At 61.3% G+C, this 23,773-nt stretch carries 20 protein-coding genes and 1 riboswitch; of the genes, 14 read left to right on the plus strand and 6 right to left on the minus strand.

Annotated features, from left to right (window positions below):
* The 6 genes from Q0J54_RS07635 to Q0J54_RS07660 form a co-directional block, all read left to right on the plus strand.
* A partial coding sequence (locus tag Q0J54_RS07635) for an SDR family NAD(P)-dependent oxidoreductase (RefSeq protein WP_367172233.1) occupies nucleotides 1-706 on the plus strand: 706 nt, incomplete at its 5' end.
* Nucleotides 703-1,071 (plus strand): acyl carrier protein, encoded by a 369-nt coding sequence (locus tag Q0J54_RS07640; RefSeq protein WP_296304872.1) that lies wholly within the window; start codon nucleotides 703-705, stop codon nucleotides 1,069-1,071. The genes Q0J54_RS07635 and Q0J54_RS07640, both read left to right, overlap by 4 nt.
* A gap of 3 nt (nucleotides 1,072-1,074) precedes the next feature.
* Complete coding sequence (locus Q0J54_RS07645) at nucleotides 1,075-2,352, plus strand: beta-ketoacyl synthase N-terminal-like domain-containing protein (RefSeq protein ID WP_296304873.1); 1,278 nt, start codon at nucleotides 1,075-1,077, stop codon at nucleotides 2,350-2,352.
* Nucleotides 2,343-2,822 carry a hypothetical protein gene (locus tag Q0J54_RS07650; protein WP_296304874.1) on the plus strand — a complete coding sequence of 160 codons (480 nt, stop codon included), beginning with the start codon at nucleotides 2,343-2,345 and terminating at the stop codon, nucleotides 2,820-2,822. Before Q0J54_RS07645 ends, Q0J54_RS07650 begins: the two co-directional genes overlap by 10 nt.
* The gene (locus tag Q0J54_RS07655) at nucleotides 2,795-4,027 is read left to right on the plus strand and encodes an aminotransferase class I/II-fold pyridoxal phosphate-dependent enzyme (protein ID WP_296304875.1); all 1,233 of its coding nucleotides are present in this window, start codon (nucleotides 2,795-2,797) and stop codon (nucleotides 4,025-4,027) included. Before Q0J54_RS07650 ends, Q0J54_RS07655 begins: the two co-directional genes overlap by 28 nt.
* A 1,018-nt stretch (nucleotides 4,028-5,045) precedes the next feature.
* On the plus strand, nucleotides 5,046-7,160 hold the full coding sequence (locus tag Q0J54_RS07660; protein ID WP_296304876.1) for a methyl-accepting chemotaxis protein: 2,115 nt from the start codon (nucleotides 5,046-5,048) through the stop codon (nucleotides 7,158-7,160).
* A 151-nt stretch (nucleotides 7,161-7,311) separates the two neighbouring features.
* On the opposite strand, the gene uvrC is transcribed toward Q0J54_RS07660, so the two are convergent.
* On the minus strand, nucleotides 7,312-9,171 hold the full coding sequence (gene uvrC / locus Q0J54_RS07665) for an excinuclease ABC subunit UvrC (protein WP_296304877.1): 1,860 nt from the start codon (nucleotides 9,169-9,171) through the stop codon (nucleotides 7,312-7,314).
* Between the two features lie 403 nt (nucleotides 9,172-9,574).
* Between uvrC and Q0J54_RS07670 the strand changes: the two genes are divergently transcribed.
* Both Q0J54_RS07670 and Q0J54_RS07675 read left to right on the plus strand, forming a co-directional pair.
* Entirely contained in the window at nucleotides 9,575-10,057 is a 483-nt protein-coding gene (locus tag Q0J54_RS07670; RefSeq protein ID WP_296304878.1) for a PAAR domain-containing protein, read from the plus strand.
* Between the two features lie 143 nt (nucleotides 10,058-10,200).
* Entirely contained in the window at nucleotides 10,201-10,785 is a 585-nt protein-coding gene (locus tag Q0J54_RS07675) for a T6SS effector amidase Tae4 family protein (RefSeq protein WP_296304879.1), read from the plus strand.
* Between the two features lie 773 nt (nucleotides 10,786-11,558).
* On the opposite strand, the gene Q0J54_RS07680 is transcribed toward Q0J54_RS07675, so the two are convergent.
* Together Q0J54_RS07680 and trpB are read right to left on the minus strand one after the other, a co-directional pair.
* Nucleotides 11,559-13,070: an outer membrane homotrimeric porin gene (locus Q0J54_RS07680; RefSeq protein ID WP_296304880.1), complete on the minus strand. Its 1,512-nt coding sequence runs from the start codon at nucleotides 13,068-13,070 to the stop codon at nucleotides 11,559-11,561.
* Nucleotides 13,071-13,307: 237 nt separating this feature from the next.
* Nucleotides 13,308-14,528, minus strand: coding sequence for a tryptophan synthase subunit beta (gene trpB, locus Q0J54_RS07685; RefSeq protein ID WP_296304881.1), 1,221 nt, complete (start codon nucleotides 14,526-14,528; stop codon nucleotides 13,308-13,310).
* A 205-nt stretch (nucleotides 14,529-14,733) separates the two neighbouring features.
* On the opposite strand from trpB, the gene thyX reads away from it, so the two are divergent.
* Complete coding sequence (gene thyX, locus Q0J54_RS07690; protein WP_296304882.1) at nucleotides 14,734-15,537, plus strand: FAD-dependent thymidylate synthase; 804 nt, start codon at nucleotides 14,734-14,736, stop codon at nucleotides 15,535-15,537.
* Between the two features lie 373 nt (nucleotides 15,538-15,910).
* Nucleotides 15,911-16,903 carry an RluA family pseudouridine synthase gene (locus Q0J54_RS07695; protein WP_296304883.1) on the plus strand — a complete coding sequence of 331 codons (993 nt, stop codon included), beginning with the start codon at nucleotides 15,911-15,913 and terminating at the stop codon, nucleotides 16,901-16,903.
* Between the two features lie 144 nt (nucleotides 16,904-17,047).
* Here Q0J54_RS07695 and Q0J54_RS07700 read toward each other — a convergent pair whose 3' ends face one another.
* Nucleotides 17,048-17,605 carry a hypothetical protein gene (locus Q0J54_RS07700; RefSeq protein WP_296304884.1) on the minus strand — a complete coding sequence of 186 codons (558 nt, stop codon included), beginning with the start codon at nucleotides 17,603-17,605 and terminating at the stop codon, nucleotides 17,048-17,050.
* A 239-nt stretch (nucleotides 17,606-17,844) separates the two neighbouring features.
* Here Q0J54_RS07700 and Q0J54_RS07705 point away from each other — a divergent pair, with 239 nt between their 5' ends.
* The 4 genes from Q0J54_RS07705 to Q0J54_RS07720 all read left to right on the plus strand — a co-directional run bounded on the left by Q0J54_RS07705 (nucleotide 17,845) and on the right by Q0J54_RS07720 (nucleotide 21,309).
* A complete protein-coding gene (locus Q0J54_RS07705; RefSeq protein ID WP_296304885.1) occupies nucleotides 17,845-18,660 on the plus strand; it encodes a YgjP-like metallopeptidase domain-containing protein in 816 nt (271 codons plus the stop codon).
* Between the two features lie 92 nt (nucleotides 18,661-18,752).
* Nucleotides 18,753-19,646: a DNA adenine methylase gene (locus Q0J54_RS07710; protein ID WP_296304886.1), complete on the plus strand. Its 894-nt coding sequence runs from the start codon at nucleotides 18,753-18,755 to the stop codon at nucleotides 19,644-19,646.
* A 38-nt stretch (nucleotides 19,647-19,684) separates the two neighbouring features.
* On the plus strand, nucleotides 19,685-20,560 hold the full coding sequence (locus tag Q0J54_RS07715; protein WP_296304887.1) for a type II restriction endonuclease: 876 nt from the start codon (nucleotides 19,685-19,687) through the stop codon (nucleotides 20,558-20,560).
* Nucleotides 20,557-21,309 (plus strand): DNA methyltransferase, encoded by a 753-nt coding sequence (locus Q0J54_RS07720; RefSeq protein ID WP_296304888.1) that lies wholly within the window; start codon nucleotides 20,557-20,559, stop codon nucleotides 21,307-21,309. Before Q0J54_RS07715 ends, Q0J54_RS07720 begins: the two co-directional genes overlap by 4 nt.
* A 102-nt stretch (nucleotides 21,310-21,411) precedes the next feature.
* Here Q0J54_RS07720 and Q0J54_RS07725 read toward each other — a convergent pair whose 3' ends face one another.
* Both Q0J54_RS07725 and Q0J54_RS07730 read right to left on the minus strand, forming a co-directional pair.
* Nucleotides 21,412-22,074 carry a TrkA family potassium uptake protein gene (locus Q0J54_RS07725; RefSeq protein ID WP_296304889.1) on the minus strand — a complete coding sequence of 221 codons (663 nt, stop codon included), beginning with the start codon at nucleotides 22,072-22,074 and terminating at the stop codon, nucleotides 21,412-21,414.
* A gap of 107 nt (nucleotides 22,075-22,181) precedes the next feature.
* Complete coding sequence (locus tag Q0J54_RS07730; RefSeq protein WP_296304890.1) at nucleotides 22,182-23,546, minus strand: TrkH family potassium uptake protein; 1,365 nt, start codon at nucleotides 23,544-23,546, stop codon at nucleotides 22,182-22,184.
* 85 nt (nucleotides 23,547-23,631) lie between these two features.
* A riboswitch (TPP riboswitch) is annotated at nucleotides 23,632-23,746 on the plus strand.
* Nucleotides 23,747-23,773: the final 27 nt, after the last annotated feature.

Raw genomic sequence — 23,773 nt, forward strand, 5'->3', positions numbered from 1 at the left:
GGGCGGGGGGTGCACACTGGGGCTGGCCGTGGCCGCCGCCCTGCGGGCCGAGGGGGCCGCCGTGCTGGCTGTCTGCGGCAGCGAGGCCGGCCGGCAGGCCTGCACCGGGGCGGGGCTGCCCGTGGAGCCGCTCGGCGAGGCGGAGAGCCTGCCCGGGCGCTGCGCGCGGCGTCTGGGGGCATTGCCGGGCCATCTGCTGGACCTGCGCCACTCCCGGCGGGAGCATCTGCTGGCGGGCATGCCCCCCGCGGAGATCGACGCCTGGGCGGCGGAGGACATCGCCCTGCGCGCCCGCATCCTGCGGGCCGTGACGCGGGCCATGCTCTCCCGGCGCTCCGGGCGCTGCGTCTTCGTCTCTTCCTCGGCGGCTCTGCGGCCTTCGCCCGGTCAGGGCTGGTACGCGGCCGCCAAGCTGGCCGGGGAGGCGCTTTTCCGCAGCGCGGGAGCGGAACTGGCCGGCCGCGGCGTGACGGCCTGTTCGGCGCGGCTGAGCTGGCTGGATGCCGGGCGCGGGAGGGAATTCCTGGCACACGACGGGGCAGCGCGGCGGGCGGCTTCGGCCATGCCGGCCGGGCGGCTCCTGCGCCTTGAGGAGGCGGTCGGGCCGCTGACGTTCCTGCTTTCACGCGAGGCCGCGGGCATCAATGCCTGTACGGTGGATATCGACGGCGGCCTCGGGGCCGTCAAACTGATGGAGGGCGCATGACCTTGAGCCGTGACGAGGCCCTGCAAAGGGTCATTGACTGTGTGGCGGAGATCTTTGAACGGGACGCGGCGGAACTGCACGCGCGCACGCGCCTTATGGCGGATCTGCCCTGCGAGTCCATAGATCTGCTGGAGATCAGCATCCGGCTGGGCGTCGCCTTTGGCATCAGCGTGGATGACGAGGCCGCCTTCCTGCGTTCCCTGCGTCTGCTGGCCGATGAAGGCGCGGCGGCGCTGGCCCGGGCCTATCCGCATTTGAGCGAACAGCGGCGGGAGGAGCTCCTGTGCCGGCGGGAGGGGGACGGCCTTTCCCCGCTGACGCTGGGCGATCTGGCCGACTACGCCGTCTGGGCGTCGCGGGGCTAGCGTGTGACGCCGGCACGCGTGGTCATCAGCGGGGCCGGCGGCTGCACGCCGCTGGGCGGCAGTCTCGTCGAAGTGGGGGCGGCCCTGCGGGCCGGGCGGCTGCCCTTTGCGCCGAGTCGTCACTGGCCGGAATTTGCCGTGGCCCCCGTCGAACCGCAGGGCGACCTTGCCCGCGCGCCCTCTCCCGATGCGGCCTTGCGCCTGCTGGGCGGCTGGCGTCATCGCCACTACTGCCACCGGGGGGCGCAACTGGCGGTGCTGGCCGGGCTGCGGGCCGCGTGGGACGCCGCCCCCGGCAGCGCCTCCGGCAACGAAGGACGGCCGGCGGACTGGACGGCGCTGCTGCCGGAGGACACGCCGCTGCTGCTGGCCGCCGGGCCCATGCTGGACGTCAGCGGCGAACCCGGGCTGCCGCCGGGAGACGTGAACCGGCTGGGCGCGCTCTGGCTGCTGCGCTGGCTGCCCAATACGGCCACGGCCGCGCTCTGCCGCCTCCTGGGGCTGCATGGCGAAAGCCTGACCGTCAACGCCGCCTGCGCCTCAGCCCTGCACGCCCTGGGCGAAGGCTTCCGGCGCATCCGCCGGGGCGAGGCGGTCCGCGTGCTGGTGGCGGCGGGGGATTCGCGTCTTTCCGAAGCGGGCCTGCTGGGCTATGCCCGGGCGCGGACCCTGAGCCGGCGCGGGCCGGAGTGCGGGCCGCGTCCCTTCGATCTGGCGCGGGACGGCTTTGTGGCGGCGGAAGGGGGCGCGGCCTTCGTGCTGGAATCGCTGGAGGCGGCCACGGCGCGCGGAGCGCGCATCCATGCCGAGATCCTGGGCTTCGGCGCGACGTCGGACGGCGGCAGCCTGACCGCGCCGGACGAGGAGGGGCGCTACGCCGAGCGGGCGGTGCGGGCGGCGCTGGCGGAGGCCGTGGCCGCCGGCATGCGCGAGGGGCCGCACTGGGTCTCGGCCCACGGCACGGGGACCGGGCGCAACGATGCCGTGGAGGCCGCTCTGTTGGAACGGCTGTTTGCCGATATGGCCACGCCGCCGGCCATCATGGCCCTCAAGAGCCGGCAGGGGCACGCCTCGGCCGCGGCCGGGGCCGTGGAGCTGCTGACCCTGCTTGCCGCCTGGCGCGCGGGCGTCATGCCGTCCATCGCCGGGCTGGAGCGGCCCTGTTCGGCGCGGCTGGCCTTCGTGCGGGAAGAGACGCCCTTCGCCGGTCCGCTGGGCCTGCTGGAGAACTTCGGCTTCGGCGGGCAGAACGCCGTGCTGGTGGTGCGCTTGTGGACATAGATCTTTCCGCCGTGCCGCGCCCGTTCGTCCTGCTGGACGGCGTGAGCGCCGTGTGGGACGCCGGGCTGCTGGCCTGGCGGCGCTTGCGGCGTGCCCCGTTCTGGCATGTCTGGGAGGCGGCGGCCCAGTGCGCCGCCCTGCATCAGCGCTATCGTAGCGGCTTTGACCGGCACGCCTTTTTGCTGGGCATGGCCCGGACCCCTGCGGCGGCCGCCTGGGGATTGCCGGAAGCCTGCGCCCTCGACGGCCGGCTGGAGATGCGGGCCGAACTGGTGCAGCAGGGCGACGGCGCGGCGCTCTATACGCTGGAGGCGGGCTATACGCCCACCGCCCCGGGGGAGGCCTCCCGCAGCGCCCGCTGGGAGGTGCGGACAGGGCTTTGCCCCTATGACGGTCGCTTTCGCGCGGAGCGGCTGCGGCGGCGCTATGAGGAGCTTTTCCAATGTCTGTATCGTGGCGGAGCAGCCTGAGCGGCGAGCTGGCCCGGCGGCTGGCGCTGGAGCGCCGGGCGGGGCTTGCCCGGGAGGCGGCGGCGCTGCCGCCCGGGCCCGGCGTGCTGGATTTCCTTTCCCATGATTGTCTTGGGCTGGCCGAGGATGCGGGCTGGCGGCGGACGCTGGCCCGCTGCGCGGCCCGTCATGCCCCGTCGGGGCGCGCCTCCTGGGTGGCGGGGGGGCGCACGGCCCTTGCCGACGAGGCGGCCGCGGCCTGCGCCGCCTATTTCGGGGCGGCGGAATGTCGTTTTTTCGCCAGCGGTTATCAGGCGCAGCTCGCGGCCGTCGTGGGGCTGCTCCATCCCGGGCAGCCCCTGCTGACGGACAGGCGCATGCACGCCAGCGCCGTTCGTTTCCTGGGGCAGAGCCGGGCGCGCGTCCTGCCCTATGCCCATGCGGACATGGCCCATCTGGAACGCCGTCTGCATCGTCTGGCGGCGGAGGTCGAGACGGATGACGAGGCTGCCGGTCGTCAGCCGGTCGTTATGAGCGAAAGCCTGTTCAGCATGGACGGGACACTGCTGGATATGCCCGCCTGGCGGACCCTGCGGCAGAGGTTCGGCTTCTGGGGCTGGCTGGACGAGGCCCACTCTCTCGGCGCGCTGGGGCCGCAGGGCAGGGGGATGGCCGCGCAATGGCCGGGGGCGGCGGATCTGGTGCTGGGCAGCCTGGGCAAGGCGCTGGGCTACTGGGGCGCGTTCCTGCTGCTGCCCGAGGGCTTTTCCGCCTATCTGGAACAATGGGCCTCGCCGCTGCTGCATTCCACGGCCCTGCCGCCCGCTCATGCCGCCGGCGTGCTGGCCCTGCTGGAGCGCCTGCCGGGACTGGACGAACAGCGGCAGGACCTGGCGGAGAAGGCCCGCTTCTTTCGTGATTGTCTGCGGGAGGCCGGCTTGCCGGTACAGGGGGAGGCCCACATCCTTGCCGTCCCCGTGGGGGATGCCGCCGCCTGCGCGGCCTGGGCGGCCCGCCTGCGCGAGCGTGGGGTGCTGCTGCTGGCGGCCCGTCATCCCACCGTTCCTCAGGGACGGGCGCTGCTGCGCTGTACGGTGCGGACAGGACATTCCCGCGACGATCTCCGAAGGGCCGCGGACTGTCTGGCGCGTACGGCCCCGCGCCGGCTCGCTCCGGGAGACGAACAGCCCGCCCCCCGGACGAGGCCGGGAGGCGGGCTCCCCTGAGTGCCGGCTGACGCCGACATCCGTTCCCTCAGGCGGGCGCGTCAGTCGCTGCCGCGCCGTCGGGAAAAAGAATGGCGACGGCGGGGATGCCGGTGGTGCGGCTGCGGGGAGGTGTCGTTCACATCCCGCCGGAATGCGCGGGAAAGGAGGCGTTGCGTCATTCCGGCGGGACGCTCAGGAAGCGGGAAAACGCGGGGCGTTTCCCGCAGGTTCCCAGGTATGGCGAGGTTGTCTTGCGGCATGAGGCCATGCCCGTGGCATCGCGGACGCCGGGCGGAGACGGTGGCTGCCTGCGGTCACGTGTCGTCCGGGGACGGCCGGCCTCGTGCGGAAGTATTTCCGGGAAAAAAAGGGGAAAAGGGGAACCGGCACGGCGCGCGTCATCCGGGATGACGCGCAGGCCTGACGTCAGCGGATGCGGAGTGCCGGCCAGCGGTACGCGCCGCACGATCCCCGTTCCGTGGTCAAGGCGGACAGATACGGCGTCACGACGGACGCAGACGTCCTTCGCGGTCGTGGGGAACGGACGGAAGGCCGATGCGGGCAGGGCGGCCGTTCGTGAAGAAGAAGAGATAAGGCGCAGCCCGCAGGCCGGCGACAGCGAGAGGCCGGCGAGGCAGCGGGAGCGGCGGATTCTCTCTCTCTCTCTCTCTCTCTCTCTCTCTCTCTCTCTCTCAAAGGAAGACATGGAAACTCCTGTGCAGAGGAGGACGGGTTCGTTTTTGAGACGGCGGCACGACCGATCGAGATGAACCGCCTCGCCGGAGGCACGGTTTTTCGTGCGATCGGGACACCACGCGGCTCATGCCTTCATGTGTTCAAACATATGCTCAATATCGGTTGTTGACAAGTGGGGACGCGCGCATGTCCATCGTGGTATGGATACGCCGGCATGGTGTCGGCGTCATGGCGGAAAAAATTACGGCCGGGAAGCCGTTTGACGGTAACATATTTGGAAGATGTGCCGATAAAAGAAGCATTCGTTACAATCAACCATAGAGAAGGGTCTCCCGTGAACATGAGCATTGGAAAAAAGATAGCAGGCGGTTTCGCCCTCGTGCTGCTGCTGGCGCTCGGCGTGGGCATCATGGCGCAAAAGGCCATCACTGACGGTCTCAACGCCTCCAACAAGGTAACGCATGAGCGCTTTCCGCGGTACGCCATGATGACGAAGATCCAGGCAGCCTATCTGCTGGCCGGATACCGGATACGTATCTATCTGGACTCCGCGGACAAGACGCAATTGCAGGAATACCAGAAGTTTGAAAAACAGATCGACGGGCTGCTCGCGCAACTGACGGAGTTCAACAAAACCTACCCCGGCGAGAATACCGTCGAATTCCTGAATAATTTTCAGAAGGATTATACGGCGTTCAAGAAGTCCGTGGCGGATGCCGTCGCCCTGTTGCAGACCGTGGGCAAGATGCGGGAAACGCTGATCGCCTCCAGCACCTCGGCGCGCAGTATGTTGAAGAAGCTGAGCGCGACCATGAGCGGGACGCTGACGGACTTCGTCAATCAGGGCGGGCAGCAGGAGAGCATTCAGTATGCCCAGAACATGGCCCGCGTGGCATCCGTGCTGGAGAACGCCTCCACGGCGCTCCAGAATCTGCTGGTCGGCATGAGCGCCAATGATCTCGAGCGCATCCATGCCGTCCCCAAGAGCTGCGCCGATCTGCTCGAAGAGATGAAGGGCATCCGTCAATACCTGCTGCGCGAAGAGTGCCGGGCCATGTTCGACGACGTGTGGAACGAACTGCATGACTTCGCGTCCAATGCCGAGGAGCTGGCGGCGCTCCTCGAGAAGCGGGCCGCCTTTACCCGGGAACGGCTGGAGCATTACTTTGCCGCGCTTGCCGTGCTGAACGCATACGACAAGGCGCTGAGCGAGATACTGGTGACGTTCCTGGAAGCCAGCGACGCGAGCCTTGAGCGGTCGCAAACGCTCATCATCGCGGTGGTGCTGGTGATGCTGGCGGTCGGCATCCTCCTTGCGCTGGTGATCACGCGCATGATCGTCACGCCTCTGCGGCGGACGCAGGAATTCGCCCATGCCGTGGCCGACGGCAATCTGGACAGGACGCTGGACGTGCACAGCACGGATGAGACCGGCAAGCTGGCCGAGTCCTTGCGCGTGATGGTGTCCAGCCTCAAGGAAAACATCAAGGCGGCGGAAGAAAAGAGCGCCGAGGCCGAAGCCAAGGGCCGCGAAGCCACCGAAGCCATGAAGGCCGCGCAGGAAGCCCAGAAGGCCGCCGAAGGCGCCAAGCGGGAAGGCATGCTGGCCGCGGCGCGGCGGCTGGAAAGCGTGGTGGAAGCCATCTCCACCGCCTCCACCCAGCTCTCCGCCCAGATCGAGCAGTCCGACAAGAGCGCGCAGACGGCCAATGCCCGCCTTTCGGAAGCGGCCACGGCCATGAACGAGATGAACTCCACAGTGCAGGAAGTGGCCAGGAACGCGGCGCAGGCCTCCACCATGTCGTCCAATACGCGGTCGCAGGCCGAGGCCGGCGCGGACATCGTGCAGCGCTCGCTGGGCAGCATACAGGCCGTGCGCGAAATGTCCAGCGAACTCAAGAACGACATGGCCCAGCTCAATGAGCATGCCCAGTCCATCAGCAACATCATGGGCGTCATTTCCGATATCGCCGATCAGACCAACCTGCTGGCGCTCAATGCGGCCATCGAGGCGGCGCGGGCCGGCGAAGCCGGCCGCGGCTTTGCCGTGGTGGCCGACGAAGTGCGCAAGCTGGCGGAAAAGACCATGACATCCACCACGGAAGTGGGCAACGCCATCCGCGCCATCCAGGACAGCACCTCCAAGAGCGTCCAGTCCATGGATCAGGCGGTGGAGCAGATCGAGCAGGCCACCGACTTCGCCAATCAGTCCGGCGAGGCGCTGAAGCAGATCGTGCAGGATGTGGAGACCACGGCCGACGAAGTGCGGGCCATCGCCACGGCGGCCGAGCAGCAGTCGGCCACCAGCGACGAGATCAATCGTTCCATCATCGAAGTGAACGATATGGTGGGCCAGACGGCTGCCGCCATGAACGAAGCGGCTACGGCCGTCAATACGCTTGCCGGTCAGTCGCATGAACTGAGCGACCTTATCGAGAGCATGAAGCACGGATAACCGCCCTGCCCGGGAAAGCCCTTTGCAGGGGGCGGCCGTTTCGCGACGGCCGCCCCCTTTGCGTTTTTTGCGGGCGGGAGTGGAGGAGATGCCGGGGGACCACGACGAGGCGTCCCGATCTGACGTGATCGGCCGCCCTGCGGAGGGCGCATCAGATGCCGCGCAGCTTTTCCCGCAGCAGGGCGGCCTTGCCCGGGCCTATGCCCGGCAGGCGTCGCAAGTCCTCTTCAGTGGCGTTGCGCATGGCTTCGAGCGAGGCAAAGTGCTCCCAGAGCAGGCGGGCCGTGGCCGGGCCGATGCCCGACAGGCGCATGAGCTCGCCGGACAGGGCCGCCTTGCCGCGGGCCTTGCGGTGGCGGCCAATGGCGAAGTTGTGGGTCGTGTCGCGTATGTGCTGGAGGAAGAGCAGCTCCGGCGCGCCTTCCCGCAGGGGGAGAGGGTTGCTCCGTCCCGGCAGGAAGATACGGTCGGCCACGTTGCCGGCGCGGCGGTCGGCATGGCCGTCCTCGTCCCGGGCCTTGGCTATGGCCGCCAGCGAAAAGAGATCGCCCTGGCCGGCCTCGTCCAGCGCGCGCTGGACGGCGCGGAGCTGGCCGCGGCCGCCGTCGATGAGCAGCAGATCCGGCCACGGCGGGCCGCTTTCCAGCCGCCGGGCGATCCACTGATACAGGGTCGCGTAATCATCCCCGCCATCCGGCATGGCATAGCTGCGGTAGGCGGGCGGATGGGGTCGCGCGTCCTCAAAAACCACCATGCCGACCCGCGTCTGGCGGCCGCCGGTATGGGATACGTCCACACACTCGATGCGCTGCGGGCGCTCCGGCAGATGCAAGGCCGTGGCGATCTGCTGCAGGATGTCCTGTTCGGCATGACGCTCGCGCCGCCGGGCCTCCTCGCGGGCATTGGACTGGGCCACATCCACGAGCTGATTGTCCTTGGCATGCTGCGGAGCGACCAGACGCACAGGCCCGTTGCGGCGTTCGGCGAGCATCTGTTCCAGCGCCTCGCGCTGGCTGTGCGGGGAGGACGGAGCGTCCGGCGGCGGGCCGGCATCTTCATCATCCGGGGGCAGCCAGGGCAGCAGGATACGCGGCGGCGGCGTCATGGTGCTGTAATACTGCCCCACGAAGGACCAGAGCAGCTCCGGGGCATCCTCGAAGTTCAGGCCGCTCCAGTAGAAAGTGCGCCCGTCGGTCATGGCGCCGTTGCGTACAAAGATGATGCCCAGCGCCAGCCCCTTGTCCGCGGCGAACAGGCCGATGGCGTCCATGTCTCCGCCGCCGGGCAGGACGGTGGCCTGCCGCTCCACCGTGCGTTCCACGGCCCGGATCTGATCGCGCAGGCGGGCGGCGGCCTCGAATTCCAGTGCCTCGCTGGCGGCCTCCATCTCCTGCCGCAGCCGGGTCAGCAGGGGGGTGGATCTGCCTTCCAGCAGCTCGATGACCTTGTGTACGGCCTCGTAATACTGACGCGAGTCCACAAGCTGCATGCAGGGGGCCGGGCATTGCCCCATGTGATGATACAGGCAGGGCCGCACCCGGTTCTTCATGGCCCTGTCCGAACAGCGGCGCAGGGCAAAGGCCCGGTGCAGGAGCTTCCAGGTCTCGCGCGCCGCCAGCGCGGAGGTGAAGGGGCCAAAATAGCGCGCCCCGTCACGCCGGGCCTTGCGGACGACTTCCAGCCGGGGGAAGGGGTGCTTGAGGTCGAAGCGGAAAAGGACGTACTGCTTGTCGTCGCGCAGGACGATATTGTAATGCGGGCGATGTTTCTTGATGAGGCTGGATTCCAGCAGCAGGGCTTCTTTTTCCGTGGTGGTGGTCAGCACATCCAGGCTGGCGGCATGGGCCAGCATGGCGCGGGTCTTGGCCGGCAGGCCCTCCGGCCGGAAATAGGAAAGGATGCGGCGGCGCAGCACGCGGGCCTTGCCCACATAGATGATGCGGCCCTTGGCGTCCTTATAGAGATAGACGCCGGGACTAAGCGGCAGGGAAGCGGGGTCGGGACGTTGCATGCCGGGGAGTATAGGGGGGAAGAGCTGTTTCCCGCAAGAGCGTTTTATCTTTTTCAAAGGCAAAATGCTCTCAAAATCGGTGATGCTCTGTGCGGGGCCTGCATTGCCGAAATCAAAACGCATTCAGGCAATATCCCTTCCTGCATGTCAATAGATTTTTTGCTATAATCTATTGATATGTTTTGAATAAAAATATCTTTATAAAAATGCACGGTAATTGCCCAAAAGGAATGGAAGAGTACCGGGCGGTATTGTACCATTTCGGACAAAGTGAGAGCAAGCACGAAAGGGGGAAGTGCGTCCCCTTGTTTGTTTTTTGATAAAAATAAATAATTTCAGTGTGATATGTTCTTGCAACAATGCTTTGAATCAAATATGCCATATTTAAACAAGGGGTGTAGTCATGTCTGGAAAGCCTGTTGCACGCGCTGGAGATAGCGGCAGTCACGGTGGAGCTATTATTGATGGTAGTCTGAACATAAGGGCAAATGATCGTCCGATTGCCCTTGTTGGTAGTACTTATAACTGTCCGGTACATGGGCCAAATCTCATTATAACAGGTGAACAATCTGTTTTTGGCAATGAATTTCTTGTAGCGCCTGTTGGTTCAAAAACTGCATATGGAGCAGAGATTGCGTCTGGTTCTCCTGATGTATTCATTGGAATCCATGAAAATCATGAAATGGCATATGAAGATAATGTAAACGAAGAATATGACGAGCAAATTGTTGCAATAGATAGTATAAGTGGTGAACCTATTAGTTATTATCCTTTTTTTATAGAAACAGAAGAAGGTGTAATTTATAAAGGGAGAACTGATGATAACGGAAAAAACTCCACGGGTGCAAGCAAGTTTTTTGCAAATATTAACAGTTTATTGGGATGAAGATGCTATTCTTAGGTGGGATGAATAAAATATATTTGCTAATTTTATATTTTTAAGCTTGCTGTTGCTTTTCTATGGTGACTTGCTGTCTGTATTCAAGAAAAAAGGGCAGTTGAATTTTACAAAGAATTGGAGAAACAGTTATGCCAGACAGACCAAGTAAAGCAAAAACTAACACTACCCCTCAGTCAAAGAAAAATGAATCCTTAAATATAATTACTTTTGCGAAGCTCAGAGCTGCATATCCTTCTTCTCCACCATGTGATACAGACGCTTTCCCAGATCAATGTGCAATAAAAGTCTCGACCGCTTTGCGAGGTGCTGGAGCTTCACTAAAGTCTTTTAAAGGTGCTTGCTGTTGGCAACCAGAGCATAAAGGAATGAAACATGTCTTGCGAGCCGAAGAATTAGCTAACTGGCTTAAGAAACGCTATCTTGCAAATTGGCCAAATCCAGTTGATATTACAGGAAAAGACTGGAAAGCGAAAATTGAAAATAAAGCAGGAGTAATTTTCTTTAAAGACTATTGGCTACGCAAGTGGGAAAAATTCCCCACTGGCGATCATATTGACTTATGGGATAAAGATGAACTGACATCAGGTGGGATCGCGGGTATTTTACGTTTTTGGCTTGGAATAGATAAATTAGATGTATCATGGCTCCATGAAGAATGGGTATATTCCAATCTGGGAGATTCTAAACAAATATTGTTTTGGGAAAGCAAATGAAGAGAATTGTACGAAAATTGATGAGGATTGTACTAAAATTGGGTGCTTTTTTGATATGTGTGTTTATATTTTTTATAATATTCACCCGTTCGCTTTTTCCCACTCCTGCAGAAGGTGAAGATACAGTGAATGCTCTATTTGGTTGGATGTTTGTATGTGTTATTTTATCTATTGTTTGTTCTGTAATTGCTGTGCAAAAACTATCCAATATGAAGGAGTTTTTATGTAGAATGATATGTATTGTTTTTATTGTATTGATAGTAACTGCAAGCATGTTTTTATATCATTGTTATACATGGCATTGCTCTATAATGGATTGCTTTCAGGAAATATGGTAATTTTAGGAGGTGATAAAAAGTCCTTATCTGAGAGAGTGTCAATGTCAAGAGAGTTCTTTTGGAAATATTTATTTTTACATAAGTTTTGTTGTATTATATCAATTTTTTAGAATGCCTGCTTCACACATGCCATTTTACTGAGAAGCCTTTGTGGATGATTTCATTCTAAATGGAATAGAGTGTTTTCTTTTGAAAAAGGGAAAACGCGAGGCGGCGGCACAGCGCTGTCCGGCCGAAACCAGGCAGAAAGGCCGTGTTTTTCCGCGAAACGACAGACCGCATGATTTGAAGCGTAAAGCGTTTCAAGCTGAAAATACTCAAGAGCGGCAGAGATGCCGGCCGCCCGAGCTGGCCAGGCGGTATGCGAAGGGCCCGCCGAAGCGGGCCCTCGCTGGACAGACATCAGGCCGTCGAAAGCATCGACGGCGGATGCGCCTAGAAGCTGTAGACGTAGCAGAGGTTGAAGTTCCACGCGTCGCGCACGGTGTCATCCTTGCCGTTCATAAGGCTGTGACCCCAGACGTTGCGGGATTTGTCGAGCCACATGGCGATATAGGAAGCTTCGAAGACCATTTCCAGGTTTTCGTAGATCTTGTAGGAGTTGACCAGGCCGATTTCCAGCGCATAGTCATCGGTGGTCAGGTACATGCTGTCCTTGCCGATGAGGCTGCCGTTGGCGGCCGTATTGTAGTCATTGACCAGCACTTTGGCCATGTGGGGGCTGTTGGTGCCGCCCATGAAGTTCACATAGAGGCACTGCTTGAGGTCTTCCACAAAGCTCACGTCCTTGGCGCGGATACCCACGCCCCAGGTGCCGGTCATGCCGTAGCCGATGGTGCTTTCACGCGCCAGATAGGGGTTGCCGTTGAAGGCGTAGCGGGAAAAGGCGTTGTTGGTGTTGTTGACGCTCACGAAGGGCATGCGCTCGGAACCGTTGCCCGTGTTGTCGTCGTCACCGGAACCGTACCAGCCGTAGATGCCAGGGGTCACCCAGTCCATCTTGTATTCCACCAGCAGCGAAGCCAGCCAGCCGGCGCGGTTGGCCGAGCTGTCGTCGTAGGACACGGAACCGTAGTTGAAGTCGAAGGCGATGCGGAAGGGATCGAAGGCCACGATGTCGCCGGTGATGCCCGCCCACACGGCATTGCCGTAGCCGGTGAGCTTTTCGTGATGCGTCCCGCCGCCGATGGGGTACATGCCCGCCCTGTAATAGGCGTTGGATGTTCCGGCATTGTTTCTGCTGATGGAGTAGTAATCGTCGCGGCCGTTACGGAAGGCGTTGGGGCCGATCATGCCGTACATGGCCCAGGGGGTCACTTTCACGCCGTCGAAGGTCAGGGGCAGGGCAAGGGCGAACAGATCCACATTGTCCATGTAGTTCTGGTGGTAGTTCGGGTTGCCGTCACGGGTCCAGCCGCTGTAGTTGTCGTTCATGGGACGCGCCCACAGAGCGGTCAGGGCCACATTGTCATTGAATTTGTAGGAGGCGGTGATGCCGGCCACGTCGTCATTGAAGACCTGGCTGCCGGTGGTGAAGCTGGGCAGGGCCATGCCCTGGATGCCCATGCGGAGCTTCAGGTCGGTCTGGGGGACAAGCCAGTCGATGTAGGCTTGCTTGATCTCGATGACGCTGGTGCCGTCAGCGCCCAGTGCGGCGCCGTTGTCGTTCTTGCCCCAGCGCTGGTCGCCAAGTTCGAAATACAGCGTTCCGGAGAGGCTTTCGGAAGCCACGGCATCCAGCTGGACGCGGAAGCGCTGTTCGACTTCGAACTCGTCTTCCTTGCCGTTATAGCCCGTCTGGCCGTTGCCGCCGGTAAAGTTGCCGTTCTGGCCGTAGTCCGCGCTCACAATCCACTGGCCTTTGGCCTTGAAGTCGATGGCGTTGGCCGTGCTCAACCCCCCGAGCAGCATGCCGGCCGCCATGAAAAGCGTCACGATCTTTTTCATGTGTTTCCTCCTCTGCGAGAAACATGGTCATAAAAGCGCCTGCAAAAACATAGGATTTTGTTGGATGACTGGCAAGTAAAATGGTAAAAGAATTTTTACTGCAAGAAAATCTCGGCAAGGCGCGGGGCGGGCGGGAGGCAAGGCATGGCGGGCGCCGTCGCGCCTGCCGGAAAAACGCCAGGGGACAGGCACGTCATGAATCGCCTGTCCCCTGGAAGCGGATAGCGCCGCAGCGGGCTAGTCGTCGGCGGGCACGAACTTGCCGGAAGCCACCAGCTCGGCCACCTGAGCGACGTCCTTGTCGCCGCGGCCGGACAGGTTGACCAGGATGACGGTGTCCTGCGGCAGCTCGGGGGCGATGCGCATGGCGTGGGCCACGGCATGCGAGGATTCCAGAGCGGGGATGATGCCTTCATGCCGCGAAAGGGCAAAAAAGGCCTCCAGCGCCTCGGTGTCGGTCACGCTGACGTATTCGGCGCGGCCACTGTCTTTCCACATGGCCAGTTCCGGCCCCACGGAGGGATAATCCAGCCCGGCGGAGATGGAATAGACCGAAGCGGCTTCGCCGGCGGCGTCCTTGAGCATGTAGGAGCGGAAACCGTGCAGCACGCCCGGCTCGCCCAGACAGAGGGAGGCCGCGTTCTCGCCGTAGCCCGAACCGATGCCCCCCGGCTCCACGCCCACGAGGCGGACGTCCTCATCCGCCACGAAGCCGGAAAAGATGCCGACGGCGTTGGAGCCGCCACCCACACAGGCCATGCAGATGTCGGGCAGGCGTCCGGTGCTTTCCAGCATCTGGGCACGGGCTTCACGTCCGATGACCGACTGGAACACGCGCACCATATAAGGATAGGGGTGCGGCCCCACGGCCGATCCCAGCACATAAAACATCTCAGGGTCGTTGACCCAGATGTCGAGCGCCTCGTCCACGGCTTCCTTGAGCGTGCGCTGACCGCTGGTGGCGGCGCGCACCGTGGCGCCCAACATCTCCATGCGCGTCACGTTGAGATGCTGACGAACTATGTCCACCTCGCCCATGCAGATGGTGCAGTCCAGCCCCATGAGGGCAGCGGCCGCGGCAGTGCCCACCCCGTGCTGGCCGGCGCCGGTCTCGGCGATGACGCGGGTCTTGCCCATGCGCTTGGCCAGCAGGCACTGACCAAGGGTGTTGTTGACCTTGTGCGCGCCAAGATGATTCAGATCCTCGCGCTTGAGCCAGATCTGTGCTCCTCCCAGCTTGCGGCTGAGGTTGGCGCAATGAAAGACCGGGCTGGGACGACCGGCAAAATGCGCCAGCAGGTAGTCCAGCTCTTCGAAAAAGGCGGGATCCTTCAGGGCTCCCTCAAGAGCCCGGCTGACCTCATCCAGACGCGGTTGCAGGGCTTCGGGCACAAAACTGCCGCCGTATGCGCCGAAAAAGCCGTCAGCAGGGGCGGCGCAGGGAGTGGATTTGCTCATGGTATCTCCTTGGAAAAAATCTGGCCGGCGGTGCGGCCCAATCAGAAAAAATGCCCCTTTTGGCCGCAGGCGTCAAGGCGGTTCGTCGCCTGCCGCCCCGGCTGGCGGCTGCGAGAAGCGGTTGTGGACTGGGGAAAAGTCGTCTATGGTGGCCCCTCCCGCGCACATCCCGTGTCCGGGAGGGTTTTTCGGCTTTGGAGGCGGCATGCTGGAAGAAAAATATACAGGCGACGGCAAGGTGCTGCTGCTGGCCGGCGGCGGCAGGATATTCACCGATATCGCGGCGCGCTTCGTCCGCAGCGAGCGCAGCCTGGACGACATCGCGGCCTCGCCCTATTCGCGGCAGATCGTGGAGAATATCCTGTCCAGCGGGCACAGGGCGGCACTGGAGTTCGATTTTTTCCTCTTCGGCGTGGAGGGCTATTCGCGCGTGACCGAAGTGCAGCTCGTGCGTAAGCGCATGGCCTCCTACCTGATCAAGTCGGGCCGGGCCGAACTCAACGGCAAACGCCGCTACTCCGTGGTGTACCCGCGCTCCGTCCGCGATTTTTCGGCACAGCTCACCCTGCCCGACGGCCACACGGCCTCCCTGAGCGGACACGACCTGGCCGACCTCTCCCGCCAGTGGTACGAAGCCGGGCTGGACGCCGGCCTCCCGGAAGAAGATCTGCGCTACCTCAAACCCCAGGCCACGGAATTCAAGGCCATCATCGGCATGAACGCCCATGCCCTGCTGGACTGGTTCGCCATCCGCTGCTGCCGCAACGCCCAGCACGAGATCCGCCACCTGGCCGGTCAGATGCTGCGCCTCTGCCGCGAAGCCGCCCCCGATCTTTTCCGGGGCGCCGGGCCGAGCTGCGTCCAGCTCGGCTACTGCCCCGAAAACCGACTTCAGCACCCGCGCTGCCGGGGCCGCGTCCTGACCCGGGACAAGGCGATGGAGATCCTGCGCGCACACGGCGGTCAGCCGTCAGGCGATCTCATGGATGCCGACGCCGAAGGCGATTAGCTGAAACGGCTGTTCTTTTTTGCGGGGGAAAGGAAGGGGGCTTTTTTGCAAAAAAGCCCCCTTCCTTTCCCCCCGCGCCCCCCATCCATCCCGCAAAAAACTCCTCCGGGGAGGATGACGAGACAGCGTGCCCCGCAGGTCGCCCCCCTGAGCGCAGGTCCCCCGGCGGCATACACTGGGAAAGGGACAGATCTGCCGCAAAAAGTCCCCCCTTTCCCCCGCATGACCACACAGCCCAGGGGTGGGCGAGGGGAAGTCCTTTTGCTGGGGGCGCATTGACCTCCCTGCCGGCAGTGGCTATGGTGGAGGCTGGTTCGGCGGCGTGCCGGAAGGCCGTCGCACTCTTTTCACCACGGCACCGAGGTTGCCGCGCATGCCAGAAGATCCGCACGTCCCGCCGCCGTCCAGCGCGGCGGAAGCATCCCACATCTTTGCCGTACAGGCCGTGGAGAGCGGCCAGAAACTCCTCCAGCTGCTGCAGCGGCGTCTGAATTTGCCACAGGGCTTGCTGCATCGCTGGATACGCACCGGACAGGTCCGGCTCAACGGCGGTCGGGCCAAGCCTTTTGCCATCGTGGCCGTGGGCGACATGATCCGACTGCCGCCCTTTGCCGGCAGTATGACGGGCCGCAGGAAGGCGGGCGCCGGTGTCGGCGTCAGCGGGGATCTGCCGCCGCTGGTAGGCAGGAGCGGCGACGTCTGGGCGTTCAACAAGCCTTCCGGCCTGCCGACCCAGCCCGGCACCGGGCATGAGGACAGCCTTGCCGGGCGTCTTGCCGCCCGGTATGCCGGTCAGCCGTATATTCCCACTCCCATACATCGTCTGGACAAGGACACCTCGGGCATCCTGCTGGTGGCGGGCAGTTTTGCCGCGCTCAGCGCCATGACGTCCGCTTTGCGGCGGCATGAGCTCCGCAAGGAATATCTTGCCTGGGTGGCGGGCCGCTGGCCGCATGACGGGGGCCGGCAGCTGACGCACTGGCTGTGCAAGGTGAACGCCGGAGCGGGCGAACGGATGCGCGTCAGCGATGCGCCCGGCGAAGGCGTGGAGGCCTCTTTGAGCGTCCTGCCGCTGCGGCGGGAGGCGGAGTGCAGTCTGTTGCTCGTGCGCCTGCATACGGGGCGCACGCATCAGATCCGCGCGCAGCTCGCCCATATGGGCCATCCGGTACTGGGGGACGGCAAGTACGGTACGCCGGGGACGGCGCCGCGCCTCATGCTGCATGCGTTGCGGGTGAGCCTGCCGGATGGGGAGACCTTTGCCTGCCTGCCGGAATGGGGTCCGCCCTTTGCCGTGACCGCCATGCCGTCCCTGTCGGGAGAGCTTGCCCGTCTTCAGGGGGAGGAGGGCGACGGGCCGGCGTGATACACCATGTCGCGAAGGGCCGATGCCGCGGCTGATTGGCGGAGACAGCGAGTCGTTGTCGTATGCTCTGGGTAAAAAAAGCGGAAGAGAACGGGGAGTTCTCTTCCGCTTCGTACCTCTGCAGCTGCGCGAAAGGGAAGGGAGTTAGGCGCGCAGGCTGGCAGTAAGCGAGGAGATCTGGGCTTCCAGGCTGGCAAGCTGCCCGTAGGCAGTGGTATCACCGGAAGCGAGAGTGGCGCTGAGCATGCTGACGCGGGACTGAAGCGCGGAGATCTGTTGACGGATGTTTTCCTGTTCAGCGCTGTCGTCCTCACTGCTGCTGTCGCCGCCCTGGCCGCCGTTACCGGCGCCTGACGCAGGCGCTGGGGCAGCGCCCTGGACCTGCTCGGCCGCAGGGGCGCTTTCCGTCGCCGCCTGGCTGGCGGAGGCGTCTTCCGCCTTGCCGGTAGCCGTGTAGCTCTGGGCCAGGCTCTGGAGCAGGGAGTCGCTGCCGTCTTCGGACTGCGTCGAGCTGACAAGCCCGCTGTACTGACCATAAGACTGGGCAAACAGCTGACGCGCCTGTTCGGAAATGGATACGCTGTCGCTGCTGGTGGAGGTGTCAGCGTTGTCGCTCTTACTGTAGTTGGAAAGAAGATTGTTGACGGAATTCGTGGTATCAAGAGACAAAATGCCGTTATTCTGCAACGCTGTAATATCCATAACTTCTCCTCGGGGAAAATTTTTCCACGCGTTGATGTTTTCTGCATCACATCTAGCAATTCTGATGCCATTTTGTGTAAAGGTAATTATTTCAGCGGGGAGAAAAAGGGGGCGGCAGATATGTCCGCTTTACAGGCTGCGGGGGCTGTGGCAGCATGCCGGACATGCTCGCGTCTGATCTTTTACCCGCGCACGTTGCCGCCGCCCCGTCGGGCGTCCGTCTGGAAGGCGTGGCGGGGATGTCTGAGTGTGTCGTCTTCCAGCTTGCCGACGAGACCGCCCTGCGGGCGGCGGTGCGGCGGTCTTCCCGGGCGCGCCGCCTGCGGCTCTGTTTGACGGCGGCGGGCGAATGGCGGCTGATCGTCCCCGCAGGCTGCCTGCTGCATGCCCGGCGGGACTGGCTGGAAGGGCTGACGCCTTTTGTGGAACGGGCGTGGCGGCGGTACTGCCGCCGTTGCGCCGCGGAAGAGGCGGAGGGGAGCCTGTTGCCGGAGAGGCTTGTCCTGCCGGTGACGGGACAGGACCTGGAGGTACGCCGGGGGGGCGGCTGGCAGCAGGGCTGTACGGCGGTCGCCGGCGGCGCCCATCCCCCCGTGACGGTGGAGGCCGGGGCCCGGCGGCTGTTGCTGGTGGCGACGGAGAGCCGGTTGACGCTGTACGGCGATGCGGATGACGGGCTGGCGGCGGAGGCCCTGCGCCGCTGGTGCCGGCGGCAGGCCGGGCAGTATTTGCCGCCTCTGCTGAAGGAGCTGGCGCATCGCCACGGCTTCGCGGTCAGCGAGGTTTGCGTGCGGGACCAGCGGAGCCGCTGGGGGAGTTGCAGTCGGGACAGGCAGGGGGCGGGGCGTATCCGCCTCAACTGGCGGGCGCTGCTCCTGCCGGTTGAGGACGCGGCCTTCCTCTGCCTGCATGAGCTGTGTCATATCCGGCGGATGGACCATTCCCCGGCCTATCGGGAAGAGCTTGCCCGCTACGCGCCGGACTGGCCGGAGCGGGAGCGCCGCCTGAGCCGCTTCTGGCGGGAGCTGCCGCGCTGGGCCCGGCCCGCGGGGTGAGGGGAGAGCGAGCTTTAGCTATTTCCTGACGGCTCTCCTTGCCGCTGGAAACAGCATGTTCCTTAAGTAGCGTTATTCGCTGGTTATTCGCGATGAAAAAAATAGTCAGACCATTTGTGAAGTGGGCCGGAGGAAAAGGGCAGCTGCTGCCGGAGATTCGGAGGTATTATCCGTTTCAGACTGGCAGGATTACCCGCTATGCCGAACCATTCATCGGTGGGGGAGCAGTTCTCTTTGATATTTTGAGTCAATATGAACTTGATGAGGTCTACATTAGTGATGTTAATGCGGATCTCATCAATGCCTATCGTGTCATTCGGGATTGCGTGGAGCAGGTTATTGAGCGTTTGCAGGCTATGCAGCAGGATTTTTTACCGTTGCCTCCGGAAGATCGGAAGACATATTATATGACGCAACGGGAAAGTTTTAATAGGCTCAAGAAATGCAGCGATGGCAAAGCTTCCGTTGAAAAAGCGGCTTTGTTGATATTTTTGAACAGGACATGCTTCAACGGTTTGTTTAGGGTCAATAAAAAAGGATTCTTCAATGTGCCAATTGGTGCCTACAAAGCTCCTCTCATCTGTGACAGGGAGAATCTTCACACTATCTCTGAAAAGCTTGCGTCAGTAAATATTCACTGCGGTGATTATCGCGACTCGGAATCGTTTATTGATACACGAACATTTGTTTACATCGATCCTCCGTATCGTCCCATTTCTGCGACGGCAAGTTTTACCGCCTACAGTGAGAATGCCTTTGGTGACGAGGCTCAGCAGGAACTTGCCGAATTCGTGGGAAAGATACATGCCAAAGGGGCTAAGATACTTGTCAGCAATTCCGACCCAACAAACCATGACAGTCAGGATAGCTTTTTTGATTCCCTGTACGCTTCCTATACGATACGTCGTGTTGAGGCCTCCCGTATGATCAATTCCGACAGCAAGTCTCGCGGAAAAATCAGGGAACTGTTGATCTCAAATTCGTAAAGTGCATTTTTAGGTCGATGCTCATGGAAGGAACGAATATGTCCAGAGCTTTTTCGGAGTGGTTGAACGGTTTTCGCGAAAGTATAGCAAGTTATGATTATTATATTGATTTCAATAAGGTTTATCGAAATGTAGAGGGTATAAAGATCGAATTGAGCATGTTGAACTCACTTATTGGATCGAAAAATATAAAAAAGGATTTTCAAGAGCTTGTCCGAAAATACCCAGAAGTTCTGAAATGCATTCCTCTTCTTTTGGCTGTCAGAAATGAAGAGATATTTTGTCAGGATGCCACAGGAGGCTATCTCTATCGGTTTGGATGTGCCGATGGTACGCCAGCTGATGAGCTTGTGGAACGTTATACCTATTTCATGGAACGCACAGGGCTTTTTGAGTTGTTGCAAGATCACATCATCAGCAATGTGATGGACTATGCCACAGGAGTGGAAACCGGACTGGACTCCAATGGACGGAAAAATCGTGGCGGGCATTTGATGGAAGATCTTGTGGAGCGATTCATACGGCAGGCTGGTTTCATAAAAGGTCAGTCTTATTTCAAGGAAATGTACATCCGTCAGATAACAGACAACTGGGCCATTGACCTTTCCGCTCTCTCCAATCAGGGAAAAATGGAAAAGCGTTTTGATTTTGTCGTCAAGACGGATCGAATGATCTACGGCATTGAGACGAACTTTTACGGTAGCGGCGGCAGTAAGCTCAATGAGACTGCCCGCAGTTATAAAACACTCGCCCTGGAGGCGGAAGACATAGAGGGCTTTACCTTTGTCTGGTTTACGGATGGAAAAGGCTGGGCAAGTGCCAGGAATAATCTTGAGGAAACATTTGACGTGATGCCGCATATTTATAATATCAAAGATCTGGAAAACGGCATCATATCAGAGGTCTTTGTATGATGCCGAAAAGAATTACCAAATGGGAGCCGGAAAATTTTGAACTGGAAATGACGACGCACTGGTCATTTCCGCAACGAGGAGACTGGGCAACGCATGATGCAAAATGGCGTGGAAACTGGTCTCCATACATTCCCAGAAATATTTTGCTTCGGTATTCCCATGAAGGAGACTGGATTCTTGATCAGTTTGCCGGAGGTGGAACTACTCTTGTTGAGGCAAAATTGCTGAATAGAAATTGTATCGGTATTGATGTAAATAATTTAGCGTTGGAGAGGTGTAGAGAAAAAATTGATTTTCAGCATGAAGGTGCTGACGGAATCATTCATCTGCACAAGGGAGATGCTCGTCATCTTGATTTTATCGATGATGAAAGCATTGATCTTGTGTGTACACACCCTCCCTATGCTGATATTATCCGGTATAGTGAAAATATTATTGAAGATTTGTCACGATGCAAGAAGGAAGACTTTTTGAAGGAAATGGAATCTGTCGCTTCAGAAAGTTATCGTGTACTAAAAAAAGGTAAGTTTTGCGCAATACTGATGGGGGATACCCGGAAAAAAGGTTGTATGATACCTCTTTCATTTGCGGTAATGCAGATTTTTGAAAATGCAGGGTTTCATCTTAAGGAACTTGTCATCAAGGAGCAGCATAACTGCAAGGCCACGGGCTATTGGAAGAAAAACAGCATAAAGTATAATTTTCTGCTTATTGCCCATGAGTATCTTTTTATCTTCAGAAAATGGTAACACTATGACCAGTTAACTTATTCTGTAGCATCCTGACTGGTCGCGAGAATTGTAGATCTTCCCTGAGGAAGATTTTCGAGCAAAAGCACTTCCGATGCAGACTCAGGGGTGCAGCTTGCCCATGAAGGCCGAGCGTCCGGCGAGCACCAGCCGGTCGCCGCGGTGCAGGGTGGTACGGGCCGGCGGGACGAAGATGAAGGCGTCCTCGCCCACGGGGCGTATGCCCATGACCATGACGGCATGCTCCTGCATGAGGTTGAGTTCCACCAGCGTCTTGCCGTCCCAGTTGTCCACTTCCAGCTCCTGGATGGCGATGCCGCCGTATTTGGGGATGAGGTCCAGCATGCCCGGATGGGTGAGCTGGTGCGCGGCCATGACGGCGGCTTCCATCTCCGGCACCACGGCGCGGTCCACATGCAGGCGTTCCAGGATCTTCCGGTGTTCCTCATTGGAGGCCTTGACCCAGATGCGCGGTCCGGCCAGCTCCTGCACGTTGAGCGTGATGCTCAGCGAATGCTCGACGCCGGCGCCTACGCAGATGACCACCCAGTCCAGATCCTGGATATGCAGGGAGCGCAGTACCGACAAGTTGGTGGCGTCGGCCTTGTAGACCGCTTCAAGGTGTTCCTCGGCAAGCTGCACGCGGGCGTCGGACTGGTCGATGCCCACGACGGTATGGCCCAGCTCCACAAGGGTCCTGGCCATGCGCAGGCCGAATTTCCCCAGGCCGATCACGCCGATTTCCAGTGATTTTCTGGCGACCATGCTGTCTCCTGTCGGTTGAAGGTAGGGGGCGTGTCCCGTGCGGGATGCCGCATGCCCTCCCGGCGGTCTCCGGGGGCGTCGCGAAGGGGCACGCCGGGCGGGCTGTCTCAGCCAATGGGCATCTGCGCTTCCGCGTAGGCGTAGCTCGTGCGTTTGCGCAGGCTGCGGATGGCCAGGAGCAGGCTGAGCAGGCCCACGCGTCCGGCAAACATGTTGAAGATGATGATCAGCTTGCCTTCCACGGTGAGTTGCGGGGTGACGTTGACGCTCAGGCCCACCGTCCCCAGCGCGGATACGACCTCGAAGAGCAGATGGACGAAAGGCAGGCCGCTGTGTGCGTCGCTGCGATGCAGGATGCCGGTCTCGGTGAGCGTTAGCAGAAAGAGCGAGCCCACGATGGTCAGGCAGTAGAGGAAAAAGAGCGTCAGCGCCTGCGTGACGTTCTCGTGCGGCACGCCGCGTCCGCCCAGCACGATCTGGTCATTGCCCCGGAACTGCGCCAGAAAGTAGCCCACCAGCACCCGGAACGTGCCCAGCTTGATGCCGCCGGCACAGGAGCCTGGCCCTCCGCCGATGAACATGAGCAGCATGATGACCAGCAGGCTGGCAAGACTCAGGTGCGACATGTCCACCGTGTTGAAGCCCGCCGTGCGCGCGGAGACCGAATGGAAAAAGGAGGTCAGCAGCAGGGCGAGGCCTTCGCCCACCTGATGTTCGTTGCCGGGCCGCCGCCACTCGATGACGTACAGGAGCAGGCCGCCGGCCAGCACCAGAAAAAGGGAGGTCCGCAGGACGAGACGGCTGAAGCGGGAAAGCCGCGCGACCGGCAGGCCCAGCCGCCCCCGCGTGAGCAGGCCCAGCAGTTCGCGCAGCACGGCGAAGCCGAGGCCCCCCAGGATGACGCACAGGCTGATGATGACGTTGACCGTCACGTCCCGCTGCCAGGCCATGAGGTTGTCGGCGCGCAGGGCGAAGCCCGCGTTGCAGAAGGCCGACACCGCATGGAAGAGGGCCCGGAACGGGGTGAAGAAGGCCGGGTCGTGCCAATGGAGCGCCAGCGCGGCCAGCAGCTCAATGCCCAGCACGATGCCGATGATCTGGCGAAGGAAGGCCCGCAGGTCGAACGATCCGCCCAGCAGGGCCTGGCTCACGGCCTCGCGGCTGGTGAAGGGGACCTGTCGCCGCCAGAGCAGGAAGGCAAGGCTTGTATAGGTCATGACGCCAAGGCCGCCCGTCTGGATGAGCAGCAGGAGCACGGCCTGTCCCGCCGGGGAGAGCACGGTGCTGATGTCCACGGTGCTCAGGCCGGTGACGCAGACCGCGGAAGTGGCGAGGAACAGTGCGTCGATGCCGTCGAGATGCGCGCCGCCGGCATGGCTGAAGGGCAGGGCCAGCGCCAGTGCGCCCAGCGCAATGGCCGCCAGAAAGGAAATGACCGGCCAGGTCACCGGCGAGAAGAGACGGCGTCGCATGAGCCCATGCCTAGCCCATCCCGTCCGGAAAGGCAAGCCGGAAAGAAAGCGCTTTACAGCCGCATATGTTTCCGCTACAAGAGGGCAATCAAGCTAGGGGAGCCGCGCATGGCAGATGGCGCGGCTGAGAGTGGGCCCGGCCCAGACCCTGTGAACCTGACGCAGTTCGCACTGCCGGAGGGAAGCTCCTTGTCGCACCGCTTTCCTGCCGTGCGATTTTTTTTATC

Origin of the sequence: uncultured Desulfovibrio sp. (genome assembly GCF_944324935.1) — a bacterium.
In the GTDB taxonomy this organism is placed as follows: Bacteria; Desulfobacterota; Desulfovibrionia; order Desulfovibrionales; family Desulfovibrionaceae; genus Desulfovibrio.